The 15,322-nt window shown below is 37.8% G+C and carries 13 protein-coding genes; 8 read left to right on the forward strand and 5 right to left on the reverse strand.

The window, feature by feature from the left end; genetic code table 11:
- The first annotated feature begins 33 nt into the window (after positions 1 to 33).
- The 4 genes from alaS (at position 34) to galU (ending at position 5,277) form a co-directional block, all read left to right on the forward strand.
- Positions 34 to 2,658, forward strand: a complete 2,625-nt coding sequence (alaS, locus tag ACUXZ4_RS03050) for an alanine--tRNA ligase (RefSeq protein ID WP_464973576.1) — start codon at positions 34 to 36, stop codon at positions 2,656 to 2,658.
- A gap of 108 nt (positions 2,659 to 2,766) precedes the next feature.
- Positions 2,767 to 2,955, forward strand: coding sequence for a carbon storage regulator CsrA (gene csrA / locus ACUXZ4_RS03055; protein ID WP_464973577.1), 189 nt, complete (start codon positions 2,767 to 2,769; stop codon positions 2,953 to 2,955).
- A gap of 10 nt (positions 2,956 to 2,965) precedes the next feature.
- On the forward strand, positions 2,966 to 4,330 hold the full coding sequence (locus ACUXZ4_RS03060; RefSeq protein ID WP_464973578.1) for a phosphohexomutase domain-containing protein: 1,365 nt from the start codon (positions 2,966 to 2,968) through the stop codon (positions 4,328 to 4,330).
- Positions 4,331 to 4,389: 59 nt separating this feature from the next.
- Positions 4,390 to 5,277 (forward strand): UTP--glucose-1-phosphate uridylyltransferase GalU, encoded by an 888-nt coding sequence (gene galU, locus ACUXZ4_RS03065; RefSeq protein WP_464973579.1) that lies wholly within the window; start codon positions 4,390 to 4,392, stop codon positions 5,275 to 5,277.
- Between the two features lie 74 nt (positions 5,278 to 5,351).
- On the opposite strand, the gene rpsT is transcribed toward galU, so the two are convergent.
- Positions 5,352 to 5,615 carry a 30S ribosomal protein S20 gene (gene rpsT / locus ACUXZ4_RS03070; protein WP_464973580.1) on the reverse strand — a complete coding sequence of 88 codons (264 nt, stop codon included), beginning with the start codon at positions 5,613 to 5,615 and terminating at the stop codon, positions 5,352 to 5,354.
- 239 nt (positions 5,616 to 5,854) lie between these two features.
- Between rpsT and murJ the strand changes: the two genes are divergently transcribed.
- The gene (gene murJ, locus ACUXZ4_RS03075; RefSeq protein ID WP_464973581.1) at positions 5,855 to 7,426 is read left to right on the forward strand and encodes a murein biosynthesis integral membrane protein MurJ; all 1,572 of its coding nucleotides are present in this window, start codon (positions 5,855 to 5,857) and stop codon (positions 7,424 to 7,426) included.
- Between the two features lie 15 nt (positions 7,427 to 7,441).
- Positions 7,442 to 8,827 (forward strand): WG repeat-containing protein, encoded by a 1,386-nt coding sequence (locus tag ACUXZ4_RS03080; RefSeq protein ID WP_464973582.1) that lies wholly within the window; start codon positions 7,442 to 7,444, stop codon positions 8,825 to 8,827.
- Positions 8,828 to 8,831: 4 nt separating this feature from the next.
- On the opposite strand, the gene rlmC is transcribed toward ACUXZ4_RS03080, so the two are convergent.
- Genes rlmC through hinT form a run of 4 tightly spaced genes read right to left on the reverse strand, consistent with a single transcriptional unit; the run spans position 8,832 to position 11,746 of the window.
- Positions 8,832 to 9,986 carry a 23S rRNA (uracil(747)-C(5))-methyltransferase RlmC gene (rlmC, locus tag ACUXZ4_RS03085; RefSeq protein WP_464973583.1) on the reverse strand — a complete coding sequence of 385 codons (1,155 nt, stop codon included), beginning with the start codon at positions 9,984 to 9,986 and terminating at the stop codon, positions 8,832 to 8,834.
- Between the two features lies 1 nt (position 9,987).
- Positions 9,988 to 11,037: a beta-N-acetylhexosaminidase gene (gene nagZ / locus ACUXZ4_RS03090; RefSeq protein WP_464973584.1), complete on the reverse strand. Its 1,050-nt coding sequence runs from the start codon at positions 11,035 to 11,037 to the stop codon at positions 9,988 to 9,990.
- Positions 11,037 to 11,393: a putative periplasmic lipoprotein gene (locus ACUXZ4_RS03095; protein ID WP_464973585.1), complete on the reverse strand. Its 357-nt coding sequence runs from the start codon at positions 11,391 to 11,393 to the stop codon at positions 11,037 to 11,039. Before ACUXZ4_RS03095 ends, nagZ begins: the two co-directional genes overlap by 1 nt.
- Positions 11,394 to 11,395: 2 nt before the next feature.
- The gene (gene hinT, locus ACUXZ4_RS03100) at positions 11,396 to 11,746 is read right to left on the reverse strand and encodes a purine nucleoside phosphoramidase (RefSeq protein ID WP_464973586.1); all 351 of its coding nucleotides are present in this window, start codon (positions 11,744 to 11,746) and stop codon (positions 11,396 to 11,398) included.
- 255 nt (positions 11,747 to 12,001) lie between these two features.
- Here hinT and focA point away from each other — a divergent pair, with 255 nt between their 5' ends.
- On the forward strand, positions 12,002 to 12,865 hold the full coding sequence (focA, locus tag ACUXZ4_RS03105) for a formate transporter FocA (RefSeq protein ID WP_464973587.1): 864 nt from the start codon (positions 12,002 to 12,004) through the stop codon (positions 12,863 to 12,865).
- A gap of 110 nt (positions 12,866 to 12,975) precedes the next feature.
- Complete coding sequence (gene pflB / locus ACUXZ4_RS03110) at positions 12,976 to 15,288, forward strand: formate C-acetyltransferase (protein ID WP_464973588.1); 2,313 nt, start codon at positions 12,976 to 12,978, stop codon at positions 15,286 to 15,288.
- Positions 15,289 to 15,322: the final 34 nt, after the last annotated feature.

The following is a 15,322-nucleotide window of genomic DNA, read 5'->3' on the forward strand; positions in this document are numbered from 1 at the left end:
TGAAAAATTATTAATAAAAAAATCATAACATTTATGAAAACAACTGCAGAAATTAGACAATCCTTTTTAGACTTTTTCCACAGTAAAGGTCATCAAATTGTGGAAAGTAGTTCCTTAGTTCCTGAAAACGATCCTACCTTACTTTTTACCAATGCTGGTATGAACCAATTTAAAGATGTTTTTTTAGGTTTAGAAAAACGTTCATACACTAGAGCGACAACTGCACAGCGTTGTGTTCGTGCTGGTGGTAAACATAATGACTTAGAAAATGTAGGTTACACCGCTCGTCACCACACATTCTTTGAAATGATGGGTAACTTTAGTTTTGGTGATTATTTTAAACATGATGCGATTCAATTCGGTTGGGAATATTTAACATCGCCACAATGGCTGGGATTACCAAAAGAAAAATTATATGTCACTGTTTATGCAACAGATGACGAAGCCTATAACATTTGGCATAACGAAGTAGGCGTGCCTGCAGAGCATATTATTCGTATTGGCGATAACAAAGGTGCACCTTATGCTTCAGATAATTTCTGGGCTATGGGTGATACTGGCCCTTGTGGTCCTTGTACTGAAATTTTCTATGACCATGGTGAACAACATTGGGGCGGTCTGCCGGGTACACCTGAAGAAGATGGCGATCGTTATATCGAAGTTTGGAATATCGTGTTCATGCAATTTAACCGTTTGGCTGATGGGACTTTGGAAAAATTACCAAAACCATCAGTGGATACTGGCATGGGCTTAGAGCGTATGACTGCTGTTATGCAGCACGTTAATTCCAACTATGAAATTGATATCTTCCAAAAATTAATTGCGAAGACCGCAGAAATTCTCGGCGTAAAAGATTTAGATAATAAATCATTACGCGTGATTGCCGACCATATTCGTTCTTGTGCCTATTTAATTGCAGATGGAGTGATTCCATCAAATGAAGGTCGTGGTTATGTATTACGTCGCATTATTCGTCGTGCGGTACGTCATGGTCACTTATTAGGTGCTAAAGAAACCTTTTTCTATAAGCTTGTGCCAACCTTAATTGAGGTTATGGCGGAAGCGGGTAAACAAGTTAAAGAAAAACAAGCCAACGTTGAAAAATTATTGCGTTTAGAAGAAGAACAATTTGCACGTACGTTAGAACGTGGTTTAACCCTGTTAGATGAAGCGCTAGCCAATGTGAAGAACGGTGAGCTGTCTGGGCAAGTAGCATTTAAATTGTACGATACCTATGGGTTTCCATTGGATTTAACCGCAGATGTTTGTCGCGAACGTAATATCCGTATTGATGAAGATGGTTTCCAAAAAGAAATGGAAGCACAACGTTTACGCGCTCAATCTGCCAGCCAATTTGGTATGGATTACAATAATGTCATTCGAGTTGATGGCGAAACACAATTCGAAGGTTATACTGCATCAGAAACTCAAGCAAAAGTCGCCGCACTTTTCCAAGGTGGCGAAGCAGTTGAATCTATTTCTGCGGGACAAAGTGCTGTTATCATTTTAGATAACACGCCATTTTATGCAGAAATGGGAGGTCAAATTGGCGATAGCGGCGAAATTATCGCATCTGGTATGCAATTTGATGTGAAAGATACACAAAAATATGGTCAAGTTGTTGGACATATTGGTGAATTAGCGCAAGGCAACTTAGCGGTTGGACAAACAGTGACGGCGACAGTGAATGTGGTAAGACGCCAGAACATAAAACTAAATCACAGTGCTACCCATTTATTGCACGCGGCATTACGCCAAGTGTTAGGCGATCATGTAGCACAAAAAGGTTCATTGGTTACAGATTCAGGATTGCGTTTTGACTTTGTGCAACCTGAGGCTGTTACAAAAGAGCAATTGGCGGAAGTTGAACGTATTGTTAATCATCATATTCGTGCAAATCATCCTGTGATCACCGAAGAAATGAGCATTGATGAGGCGAAAGCAAAAGGTGCAATGGCATTGTTTGGTGAGAAATATGGTGATGTGGTGCGCGTTGTGTCTATGAGTCCTTTCTCTATTGAACTCTGTGGTGGCTTACACGTGACACAAACAGGGGAAATTGGGCTATTTAAGCTAGTATCTGAAGGGGCTGTTGCTGCTGGCATTCGTCGTGTGGAAGCGGTGACAGGTGAGCAAGCATTGGCATGGTTACATGAACAACAATCTATTTTGCAGCAAGCCGCTGACTTATTGAAATCTGATGTGGTTTCACTGCCTGAGAAAATTCATCAGCTACAAGATAAAGCGAAAAAAGCAGAAAAAGAGTTGCAACAATTGAAAGAAAAAGCCGCAATGCAGGCGGGTGCAAATTTAGCGCAAAGTGCGGTGAAAATAAATGGTGTTTCAACTATTGTACAGCAACTTGATGGTTTGGATGCGAAAGCATTACGTGTAATGGTGGATGATCTGAAAAATCAATTAGGATCCGCAGTTGTGGTCTTTGCTTCTGTTGTAGAAGATAAAGTGAATTTAATTGTTGGGGTGACTTCTGATCTTACCAATAAAGTGAAAGCTGGAGAATTGGTTAATTTGATGGCTCAGCATGTGGGTGGTAAAGGCGGTGGTCGTCCTGATATGGCAATGGCTGGTGGCTCACAACCTGAGAATGTTGCATCTGCATTAAGTGTTGCACAGGAATGGTTAACAGGGAATCTGTAATTTTAACGAAAAGCTACCATATTAAAGGAGACGTAAGGGATATGGTAGTGAGTGTTATCAAATAAGGATGTTACAAACACTTATTAAAATCATATAAGGAGGGTTTGTATGCTGATTTTGACACGCAAAATTGGTGAGAGCTTGCTCATTGGCGATGATATTGAAGTTACTGTATTAAATGTACGTGGCAATCAAGTAAAAATTGGTGTGAGAGCGCCAAAAGATATTTCCGTTCATCGGAAAGAAATTTATCAACGAATCAAATCTCAACATGCCGAGCAGCCTGAGATTGAATAAGGAGATCCCTATGTCTAAATTAACTTGTTTTAAAGCCTATGATATTCGTGGTCGTTTAGGTGACGAATTAAATGTTGATATTGCATATCGCATTGGTCGTGCTTTTGGTCAATACTTAAAACCAAAAACAATTGTTGTAGGCGGCGATGTCCGCTTAACAAGTAAAGAGCTAAAAAGTGCGGTAACAAATGGTTTGTTAGATTCAGGCGTAAATGTGATCGATTTAGGCGAAGTGGGAACAGAGGAAGTTTATTTCGCAACGTCTTTCTTGAATACAGATGGTGGTATTGAAGTTACCGCAAGCCATAACCCAATGGACTACAATGGTATGAAATTAGTTCGCGAGGGATCTCGTCCAATTAGTTCTGAAACAGGTCTTGCTGATATTCAACGCTTAGCGGAAGAAAATAATTTCCCAGCCGTTACGCAACGCGGTACTTACAAACAACAATCTGTGATTGGCGAATATGTTGAACGTTTACTTTCCTATGTTAATTTGGACAACATTAAACCATTAAAATTAGTGATCAATTCGGGTAATGGTGCGGCAGGTCATGTTATTGATGCGATCGAAGCACAATTTAAAGCTCGTCGTGTGCCTGTGGAATTTATTAAAGTCCATAACAATCCAGATGGTACTTTCCCTCATGGTATCCCTAATCCAATTTTGCATGAGAACCGTCAAGACACCATTGATGCGGTGTTAGCGCATAAAGCAGATATGGGTATTGCGTTTGATGGTGACTTTGACCGCTGTTTCTTCTTTGATGAGAAAGGCGGATTTATTGAAGGCTATTATGTAGTTGGTTTATTGGGACAAGCATTTAGCCAAAAACAACAAGGTGCGAAAATTATTTACGATCCACGCTTAATTTGGAATACGATTAAATTAGTGGAAGGAAATGGCGGTGTACCTGTTATGTCTAAATCCGGTCACTCTTTCATTAAAGAAAAAATGCGTGAAGTGGATGCAGTATATGGTGGTGAAATGTCAGCACACCATTATTTCCGCGATTTCTACTATTGTGATAGTGGTATGATTCCATGGTTATTAGTGATGGAATTAGTGTGCACTTCCGGTAAAACATTAGGCGAATTAGTGAATGAAAGTATTGATACTTACCCATCACCAGGTGAAATCAATAGTAAATTAACGGATGCAAAAGCCTCTATTGCTCGTGTACGTGCAGCTTATGAGAAAGATGCAGTAGATGTGAATGAAATTGATGGTATCAGTATTGAATATCCAAATTGGCGCTTTAATTTACGTAGCTCTAATACAGAACCAGTCGTTCGTTTGAATCTTGAAACACGCGGTGATAAAGCGCTGATGAAAGAAAAAACCGATGAAATTTTAGCGTTATTACGCCAATAAAATAAGTATAAAACACACCGCACTTTATACAAAGTGCGGTCTTTTTTAAGGAAAAAGAAATGAAAGTTGTTATTCCTGTTGCGGGTTTAGGAACACGTATGTTGCCTGCAACCAAAGCGATTCCAAAAGAAATGCTAACTTTGGTTGATAAACCTTTAATTCAATATGTGGTAAATGAATGTATTAATGCAGGGGTGAAAGAAATTGTCCTTGTTACTCATTCATCAAAAAATGCGATCGAAAACCATTTTGATACTTCTTTTGAGCTGGAAACCATGCTAGAAAAGCGCGTTAAGCGTCAGCTTTTAGAAGAAGTACGTTCTATTTGCCCGAAAGATGTGACTATTATGCACGTTAGACAAGGTAATGCGAAAGGTTTAGGACATGCTGTATTATGCGCCTTGCCTGTGGTTGGTCGTGAGCCATTTGCTGTTGTTTTACCTGACGTGTTACTTGCTGATTTTACCGCAAACCAAAAAACAGAGAACTTAGCGGCGATGATTCAGCGTTTTAAACAAACTCAGGCAAGTCAGATTATGGTTGCAGCGGTCGATCCTAAAGATGTGAGTAGCTACGGGATTGCTGATTGTGATGGCGTAGATTTTAAAAATGGTGAGAGTGCTAAAATTGTTCGTATGGTAGAAAAACCAAGTGTAGAAGAAGCACCATCAAATCTTGCTGTTGTAGGGCGTTATGTATTCTCTGCAGCAATTTGGGATTTATTAGAGAAAACACCTGTTGGTGTTGGCGATGAGATCCAGCTAACAGATGCCATTGATATGCTTATTAATCAAGAAACAGTCGAAGCTTTCCAAATGACAGGCGAATCTTTTGACTGTGGAGATAAATTAGGCTATATGCAAGCCTTTGTTGAATATGGTTTGCAACATAATGTGTTAGGTAAAGAGTTTAAAGAATACTTGAAAAAGTTAGTCAAAACATTATAGTGATTGCTTAGCAATAAAAAAACCGCAATTCATTTGAACTGCGGTTTCTTTTTATGCAATTTTAAATCAAATAATTATGCTAATTGTTTGATACGAGCACTTAATTTTGATTTGTGGTTTGCAGCTTTGTTTGCGTGGATTAAGCCTTTAGATGCCATACGATCCACAACTTTTTGCATTTCAACGAATGCTGTTTCTGCTACTGCTTTATCACCTGCTGCGATTGCTGCGTAAACTTTTTTGATGAATGTACGCATCATTGAGCGTTGGCTTGCGTTATGTTGACGGCGTTTTTCAGATTGAATCGCACGTTTTTTTGCTGACTTGATATTAGCCAAGGTCAAACTCCTAAAAATCTGTGTTAATTAAACGAATTACCGATTATCGGCTCTACAAAATTTGTTGGTTTCGGTGAGACACAACCGAATGTTTCCACCGTTTTGGGTTTCGCTATAAGCCGTTAAGCGATCAAAATAACGATGTGGGCGAGATTTTATCAGTTTTTTTCATTAGAATATAGCTAAAATGTGAAATTTCTATAAAATTAAGCTAATTTTTTATACAGCGGACTTTTATTTTGAGTAAACGACTTTTAAAATCAGGCATTATTGTTAGTACAATGACCTTATTATCACGTATTTTAGGTTTGGTGCGTGATGTAGTGATAGCTAATATTATTGGGGCAGGAGCTGCCGCAGATGTATTTTTATTTGCCAACCGTATTCCCAATTTTTTGCGCCGATTATTTGCTGAAGGGGCATTTTCACAGGCGTTTGTTCCCGTTCTAGCTGAATATCAAAAATCAGGTGATTTAAGCAAAACGCAGCAATTTATTGCTAAAGTATCTGGCACATTGGGTGGTTTAGTAACTATAGTGACTTTGTTCGCTATGTTCTTTTCCCCTGTTGTTGCGGCGATTTTTGGTACTGGCTGGTTTATGGATTGGTTAAATGATGGACCCAACGCAGCCAAATTTGAACAAGCCTCTTTGCTACTCAAAATTACTTTCCCTTATTTGTGGTTTATCACCTTTGTTGCTCTATCTGGCGCTATTCTAAATACTTTAGGGAAATTTGGCGTCATGTCTTTCTCACCAGTATTGCTAAATATTGCGATGATTTCCACCGCACTTTTTTTAGCACCTCAATTAGAAAGCCCTGATTTAGCGTTAGCCATAGGTATTTTTATTGGTGGTTTACTGCAATTTTTATTCCAAATCCCTTTCTTAAAAAAAGCGGGTTTATTAGTCAAACCCAAATGGGCATGGAATGATCCGGGAGTGAAAAAAATCAGAACACTGATGATTCCCGCTTTATTTGGCGTATCCGTTAGCCAAATTAATTTATTGCTTGATACTTTTATTGCCAGTTTCTTAATGACAGGTTCAATTAGCTGGCTATATTATTCCGATCGTCTATTAGAATTTCCTCTCGGCTTATTCGGTATCGCTATTTCTACTGTAATTCTACCAACTTTGGCCAGACAGCATGTTAATCAAAGCGACAATCCACAAAGTGTCGTTGATTTTCGTCATACAATGGATTGGGGCGTGCGAATGATTTTATTGCTAGGCGTACCAGCAATGATCGGTATTGCGGTGCTTGCACAACCTATGTTACTCACCTTATTTATGCGTGGTGAGTTTACACTAACTGATGTAAAATCGGCTTCCTTATCATTGTGGGCGTTTAATACGGGTTTACTCAGTTTTATGCTGATTAAGATTTTGGCGAATGGTTACTATGCGCGCCAAGATACTAAAACGCCGGTAAAAATTGGTATTATCGCTATGATAAGCAATATGGGTTTTAACATTCTTGCTTATTGGTTCAGCTATGTTGGTTTGGCTATGGCATCAGTGATGTCGGCGACCCTAAATGCTTATTTGCTTTATCGCGGCTTGGTTAAAGATGATATCTATCATTTTAGCCGTCAAAGTGCGGTGTTTTTTGCGAAAGTTTTGCTAGCTGCGATTGTGATGGGAAGCTTAGTCTATTATTTCAGTCCAAACCTTGAACAATGGAATGCAATGGGTTTTATTAAACGTGTACATTGGTTAGTGTGGTTAATCAGCCTCGCTGCAATCAGCTATTTTTCAATGTTGGCGTTTACTGGAATTCGTAAGCGTCATTTGATAGTAGTTAATTGATCGGAGAATAATTTTATGGAACAGCTTTATTCACGTCTTAACCTTTATATTTATCGTTTTTTTACATATCTCTTTTATCCTTCTCTCATTATTTTATCTATGTTTAAACTTGAACATGATGGATGGATATTATCATTTATTTTTATAGTACATACTTACAGTTTATATAAAAAATTCAAATTTGCTTATTGGTGTAATTTTATTTTTATTTTGTTCTTAGTTGTTATATTAGCAATTATTTCTGGAGCTGCTTTTGGTTTAGGTAGTTGGAAATTTTCCAATCATTATCGATTGGATATAGTCGGTACTGCTGTTTTATTTTGGTTATTATATCAATGGAAAAATACAAAATTAATTTTTTACCCGATTGAGTTAGATAACATAGATTGGAATTCTCCTATTCCTAATGAACTGGGCTTGCCAAAAAAAAGGAAGTTTTCTATTTCCCCAAATATAGCGTTGATTAGTATTATATTGATTACAATAATTAGTATGTTTGTATATAACCACATCAAAGCAGATAGAGTTGATAATATAGACACTGTAATTGAACCATCTACAAATTCTCATAATGTAGAGTTAGATAAGTTTGTTATGACAAATGAGCAATTGCGTCAAACTATAAGTGACTTCGTTCATGAATCCTATAAAGTGAAAGATTTTTCTGAATTATCAAGATGGGTAAATAATTGCTACTCTAGATCTAATAATAAAAAGGGATGTTTTGATTTTGATATGTTAAGTTCTTTTATTAATTATTCTTTAGTAGAAACAGATCCGCAACATGAAAATGTTACATTTTTTAATTATCCAAATGTTATAAATAGAGCACTGCAATTTGTACCTGAGTTCCAAGGATTGAATGGAAATGTCATGGACGAGATTATTAGTAAAAATACAAAACTTTTTATTGAGAATTTGTATTTATTTGATGAAATGAGAGAAAAGCGAAGTAAACGAATTGCTCAAAAGAGTAAATATTATGATGGTTTAGCTAAATTCGAACAAAATGGTCTTTGGGGATTTATTGATAAAAAAGGAAATATAGTCATTACACCTCAATTCGCAAATGTAGGTCGTTTTTCAAGAGGAAGAGCCGCGGTGCAAATTGATAATGGTTTATGGGGATTTATTAATCAAACTGGGGAATATATTCTTCCTCCTCATTTTTGTAGTGTTGCTGCATTTAGTGAAAGTGATGGGCTGGCTGGAGTATATAGTGGAGGGTATATTTCGAATGGTAAATGTCTAGATGGAAAATGGGGGTTTATTGATTTGCAAGGGAATTGGGTAATTAGACCAGAATTAGATTATGCAGAAAGATTTATTAAAGGAAAAGCTAAAGTTACTTACAAAGGCTATACTGGATATATAGATAGAAATGGTAATTGGGTTAATTAAAAAATCAATTCTTTAATTTCAATAGACTGAGCACTTCATAATGACTCGTATGTGGAAACATATCAAACAGTTGAATCTTCTGCATACGATAGTCGGTCAGATATTGTAGATCATCGCCCATCGTTGTGGCATTACAACTGGAATATAAAATAAACTGCGGTTGTAATTGATTGAGAAACTCTGCTAGGGCCTTACCAATTCCCCTGCGAGGTGGGTTTACAATAACCAAATCGGGTTTGTTCTGTTGATGAAGCGCAAAATGTGCAGCATCCAAGGATTGAAATCTGACATTATTTAACCCTAATTTTTGCGCTGATAAATTGGCGGAATAAATAGCTGATGGGGAAATTTCAATGCCAGTTAATTCAATATGAGAATTTTGGGTTGATAATGCTTGTGCACAATGTAAGCCAAATCCTCCTACACCACAAAATAAATCCCACAATGAATGAATAGGCAAATCTTTCACCCATTGTTGTGCACTGGAATATAGGGCTTCAGCAACGCGAGGGTTAGTTTGGAAAAAGCCTTGTGGGCGAATAAATAGCGGAATTTGGTTAAACTGTTCTTCTAGTACAGTTTGCTCTGTCAAAAATATTTCTTTTTCACCTTCTAAAATGGCAGCGTGTTGTGGTTGAATGTTGGCAGTGACGACTTTCAATTGCGGTAATTTTGTCAATAATCCGGCTAATTCTCGTTGAATCAACGGGATTTTCTTTTCTGAGGCTAACACGAAACGCAATAGAAAATGCCCAGAATAACGGCTTTCTGTGAGCAGAATATATTTTAATTCACCTTTTTGTTTAATGATGTTGTAAGGTACCAAACCTGCACGAGCAATAAAATCTTTTAGCACAGGGAATAATGCGGAAAAAGTTGTGGGGTAAAGCGGACAATCGGTTAAATCAACGGCTTTATTATCCGCATTGACAATGCCTAAAATCGGGCGTTCAACACTGTTGCTGACCACCATTTTCGCTTTATTGCGGAAAGCGTGTTGTTCAGATTGAAAAGGCATCTGCCATTCAACTTCAGTTAAATCCAGTTCAGACAATTGTTGTTTTAAATGCTGTTGTTTTTCTTCAAGTTGTTGTGCGTAGTCTTTTTCTAACCAAGCACATGAACGACAGCGGCCATTTTGATAATGAGGGCAATGCATGTTAGCTCGCTTTTTTCTCTAGCCATTGTTCTTGCAATGCTGCCAAGGATTTATGATTATCCAACCAACGTTGTGTTTTGGTTAATTCGGACCAAGTGCAGTGCTGTTTTTTGAATAATGTTTGTAAACGCTGTTGGCGAGCAGCAAAGTGCGGTGGATTTTCAGCAAGTTTTAAATTATCCAATACTTGCTCAACCCCTTCAGGCTCATTACAGAGCAACAATAAATCACAACCTGCAGATAAAGCCTTTTCACAACGTGAAACAAAATCACCCATAAAACTTGCGCCTTTCATACCTAAATCATCGGAGAAAATCGCACCATTAAAGCCTAATTGTTGGCGTAAAATTTGTTGCAACCAGAATGTTGAACCACTGGCAGGTTGATCATGGCAATTCGTATAGATCACATGAGCTGGCATAATTGCATCAAGCAAATTTTGCTGGATTAATTGTTGGAAAGGCTGAATATCTTGCGCAAAAATCACCGCGCTTGGACGTTCATCATAAGGCGTTTCTAGGTGGCTATCTGCAATGACATGCCCATGACCCGGAAAATGTTTTCCCGTACTTGCCATTCCTACTTGTTTCATGCCTTTAATAAAAGCAGTGGCTAAACGAAGGGTATGTTGTAATTCGCAATGAAAGCTTCTATCACCAATAGCTTTACATTGGTGCCCCATATCAAGCACTGGAGCGAAACTTAAATCAATATCAAGTGCGGTCATTTCCGCGGCCATTTGCCAACCCGCTTGTTGAGCAAGTATTTCTTGCTGAAATGGATCATCATAAATTTCAGCGAAGGATTGCATAGCTGGTAGTGCAGTAAAGCCTTCGCGAAAACGCTGAACACGTCCTCCCTCTTGATCCACTGTTATTAATAAGGGTTTCTTGACGCGCTGGCGAACTTCTTTTATTAAGGCTTGAATTTGTTCGCGATCGTAAAAATTGCGACTAAAAAGAATTAATCCTGCAACCAAAGGGTGTTCAAGTAATTCAATTTCTTGCGATTCTAGTTGTTGACCCTTAAGGTCGATAAGCAAAGTTGACATTATTGTAATCTTAAATATAGACGATAATTTACACTTTCAGGTGTTGGACGAGTAAGCGAAATTGCCTGTTTTTGTAAAGGGGTTAATAATAGTGTTGCGCTATATTGATCCTGTGTTGTGCTGACAGGCTGAGTTACCCCATTTTCTGTATACCAAAATAAATCGTATTTAACGCCTAGATTTTGGCCGGTTTTATTTTTTATCCAAGCTGAATGACTTGATACCTCAGCCTCAATCAGCGGATGTAATTCCGCTGAAATATTGAGTATAGGTTGCTGAGTGTGCACTAAATTGGGTTTACTCGAACAAGCAGCCAGTAAAAGTGCGGTTAAAATTAAGGTAATTTTTTTCATCATCGTTATTTTGCTAACATTCTGCCTAATGGCTCGCCACCAACTAAATGCATATGAATATGGAAAACTTCTTGTCCGCCATGTTTGTTGCAATTCATAATTAAACGGTAACCGTCTTCGGCAATGCCTTCTTGTTTGGCAATTTTTGCTGCAACAGTGAAAAGGCGACCTAATATGGCTTCATCTTCTTGCGTCACATCATTAACGGTTGGAATAAGCTTGTTCGGAATGATTAAAATATGGGTTTTAGCTTGTGGTGCAATATCGCGAAATGCGGTGACCAAATCGTCTTGATATACAATATCCGCTGGAATTTCTTTACGAATGATTTTACTGAAAATAGTTTCTTCTGCCATAACAATATTCCTCAATATAAGATAGCCATCATTTTCCGCTTTTTTATCAGAAAATAGCTAAAATAGCAATTTAATCACTAACTTTTGACCCAGCTCAATTTTTTGGGCGTATTATATTAAAAATCTATTTGGCATTCAGTGGCGAGAGGATTATAATTAGAGACCTAAAAAAAGTTGTAAATTTTCAAAAAAATTTTAGTTTTACTCTGTCGTTTAGGGTGCTTAATTAATATAATTCATAAAAGGTACTAAACTATGAAAAACGAAGAAAATGTATCAACGGTAATGGCGACACCTGCTACCATGGCGGAAATTTGTTCATCAGCTGGTGCGTATAAAGCCAAAAAACATCAATTCTATTCTTTCCTATCTGCAATTACTGCCGGTGCATTAATTGCTCTAGCCTTTGTTTTCTATACTACTACTCAAACTGCCAGTGCAGGTGCTCCTTGGGGATTAACTAAATTAGTTGGGGGATTAGTTTTCTCTGTTGGGGTAATTATGGTTGTTATTTTGGGATGTGAATTATTTACATCATCAACCATGACCATGGTAGCAAAAGCAGAAGGAAAAATTTCTCTTTTCCAAATGCTTCGCAACTGGGTAGTTGTTTATTTTGGTAATTTTGTTGGAGCGTTATTTATTGTCATGTTGATCTGGTTTGCTGGTCAGACGATGGCAGCGAATGGTCAATGGGGTTTAACAATATTAAAAACCGCACAACATAAAATTCATCATGATACTTGGTATGAAGCATTCTGCTTAGGTATTTTGTGTAACATCATGGTGTGTTTAGCTGTATATATGACATATGCAGGTAAAACCTTAACGGATAAAATTTTAGTTCAGATTTTACCAATCGGCTTATTTGTATCAGCTGGTTTTGAACACAGTGTGGCGAATATGTTTATGATCCCAATGGGCATGGTTACCGCACATTTTAGTACCCCAGAGTTTTGGCAAGCACTAGGGATTAATCCAGAACAATATGCGGATTTGGATGTATATCACTTTGTAGTGAAAAATTTAATTCCAGTTACCCTTGGTAATATTGTCGGTGGCGGTGTTTGTGTTGCGTTAATGCAGTGGTATACTAATAGACCACATGATCATCATTAATAGTAACAAATACTGCTGAATTTTAGTTCAAAAGTGCGGTCAAAACTGTATGGGTTTTGACCGCACTTATAAACGTTTTTCTTTCAATTATTAGTACTAAAGGAAGTATTATGGCTCAATTAACTGAAGCGCAAAAAAAAGCATGGGAAGGTTTTAAACCTGGTGTTTGGCAAGAAGAAGTTAACTTACGTGACTTCATTCAAACAAACTACACCCCATATGAAGGCGACGAGTCTTTTTTAGCTGAAGTGACTCCTGCAACTCAAGCGTTGTGGGCTCAAGTGATGGAAGGCATCAAAATCGAAAATAAAACGCATGAGCCGTTAGATTTCGATACAGACAACCCATCAACAATTACTTCACACAAACCTGGTTACATCAATAAAGATCTTGAAAAGATTGTTGGTTTACAAACTGATGCGCCATTAAAACGCGCTATCATGCCATTTGGTGGTATCAAAATGGTTAAAGGGTCTTGTGAAGTTTATGGTCGTAAACTTGATCCACAAGTTGAACATATTTTTACTGAATATCGTAAAACGCATAACCAAGGTGTATTTGATGTTTACACCCCAGACATTTTACGCTGCCGCAAATCTGGCGTAATCACTGGTTTACCAGATGCTTATGGTCGTGGCCGTATTATCGGTGACTACCGTCGTTTAGCTGTATATGGCGCAGATTTCTTGATGGCAGATAAGAAAAAACAATTTGCTTCATTACAACCTCGCTTAGAAGCGGGTGAAGATATCCAAGCAACAATTCAATTACGTGAAGAAATTGCTGAACAACACCGCGCTTTAGGCAAAATGAAAGAAATGGCTGCATCTTATGGTTTTGATATTTCAAATCCAGCAACAAATGCACAAGAAGCGGTTCAATGGACCTATTTTGCGTATTTATCAGCGGTTAAATCTCAAAATGGTGCAGCTATGTCATTCGGTCGTGTATCTAGCTTCTTAGATATTTACATCGAACGTGACTTACAAAAAGGTGTTATCACTGAACAAGAAGCACAAGAATTAATTGACCACTTAGTAATGAAATTACGTATGGTTCGTTTCTTACGTACACCAGAATATGATCAATTATTCTCAGGCGACCCAATGTGGGCAACAGAAACCTTAGCGGGTATGGGTTTAGACGGTCGTACTTTAGTAACTAAAAACAGCTTCCGTATCTTACACACCCTTTACACAATGGGGCCATCACCAGAGCCAAACTTAACTATTTTATGGTCTGAACAATTACCTGAAGCATTCAAACGTTATTGTGCGAAAGTATCTATTGATACTTCATCAGTTCAATATGAAAACGATGACTTAATGCGCCCAGACTTCAATAATGATGACTACGCAATTGCTTGCTGCGTGAGCCCAATGATTGTAGGTAAAATGATGCAATTCTTCGGTGCACGTGCAAACTTAGCGAAAACATTATTATACGCAATCAACGGTGGTATTGATGAAAAATCAGGCTTACAAGTTGGTCCAAAAACAGATCTAATCAAAGACGAAGTATTAAGCTTTGACGATGTAATGCCTCGTTTAGATAATTTTATGGATTGGTTAGCAACTCAGTATGTTACTGCATTAAATATCATCCACTTTATGCATGATAAATACAGCTATGAAGCTGCGTTAATGGCATTCCATGATCGCGATGTTTATCGCACAATGGCTTGTGGTATCGCAGGTCTTTCTGTTGCGGCTGACTCATTATCTGCGATTAAATATGCGAAAGTAAAACCAATTCGTGGCGATATCAAAGATAAAGAAGGCAATGTTATTGCATCTAATGTTGCAATTGACTTCGAAATCGAAGGCGAATATCCACAATTCGGTAATAACGACCCACGTGTAGATGATATTGCGGTAGATTTAGTTGAACGTTTCATGAAGAAAATTCAAACTCACAAAACTTATCGTAATGCAGTACCTACACAATCAGTACTTACTATTACTTCTAACGTGGTTTATGGTAAGAAAACAGGTAATACTCCAGATGGTCGTCGTTCAGGTGCACCATTTGGACCAGGTGCTAACCCAATGCATGGTCGTGACCAAAAAGGTGCGGTAGCTTCATTAACCTCAGTTGCTAAATTGCCATTTGCTTATGCGAAAGACGGTATTTCTTATACCTTCTCAATCGTACCAAATGCGTTAGGTAAAGATTATGAAGCACAAAAACGTAACCTTGCGGGCTTAATGGATGGTTATTTCCACCACGAAGCAACAGTAGAAGGTGGTCAACACTTAAATGTTAACGTAATGAACCGCGAAATGTTACTAGACGCAATGGAAAATCCAGAGAAATATCCTCAATTAACCATTCGTGTATCTGGTTACGCAGTTCGTTTCAACTCTTTAACTAAAGAGCAACAACAAGACGTAATTACTCGTACCTTTACTCAAGCGATGTAATTAGTTTTCACTAATGAATTATCCACTCAACTGA

The sequence above is a fragment of the Reella acinonychis genome (assembly GCF_052828705.1).

What these genes read in the sequence shown, in the direction of transcription:
- ACUXZ4_RS03095 (WP_464973585.1), bottom strand. Translation starts at nt 11,393, where the DNA reads ATGATGAAAAAAATTACCTTAATTTTAACCGCACTTTTACTGGCTGCT.
- rlmC (WP_464973583.1), bottom strand. Translation starts at nt 9,986, where the DNA reads ATGCATTGCCCTCATTATCAAAATGGCCGCTGTCGTTCATGTGCTTGG.
- focA (WP_464973587.1), top strand. Translation starts at nt 12,002, where the DNA reads ATGAAAAACGAAGAAAATGTATCAACGGTAATGGCGACACCTGCTACC.
- ACUXZ4_RS03060 (WP_464973578.1), top strand. Translation starts at nt 2,966, where the DNA reads ATGTCTAAATTAACTTGTTTTAAAGCCTATGATATTCGTGGTCGTTTA.
- ACUXZ4_RS03080 (WP_464973582.1), top strand. Translation starts at nt 7,442, where the DNA reads ATGGAACAGCTTTATTCACGTCTTAACCTTTATATTTATCGTTTTTTT.
- alaS (WP_464973576.1), top strand. Translation starts at nt 34, where the DNA reads ATGAAAACAACTGCAGAAATTAGACAATCCTTTTTAGACTTTTTCCAC.
- pflB (WP_464973588.1), top strand. Translation starts at nt 12,976, where the DNA reads ATGGCTCAATTAACTGAAGCGCAAAAAAAAGCATGGGAAGGTTTTAAA.
- galU (WP_464973579.1), top strand. Translation starts at nt 4,390, where the DNA reads ATGAAAGTTGTTATTCCTGTTGCGGGTTTAGGAACACGTATGTTGCCT.
- hinT (WP_464973586.1), bottom strand. Translation starts at nt 11,746, where the DNA reads ATGGCAGAAGAAACTATTTTCAGTAAAATCATTCGTAAAGAAATTCCA.
- nagZ (WP_464973584.1), bottom strand. Translation starts at nt 11,037, where the DNA reads ATGTCAACTTTGCTTATCGACCTTAAGGGTCAACAACTAGAATCGCAA.
- csrA (WP_464973577.1), top strand. Translation starts at nt 2,767, where the DNA reads ATGCTGATTTTGACACGCAAAATTGGTGAGAGCTTGCTCATTGGCGAT.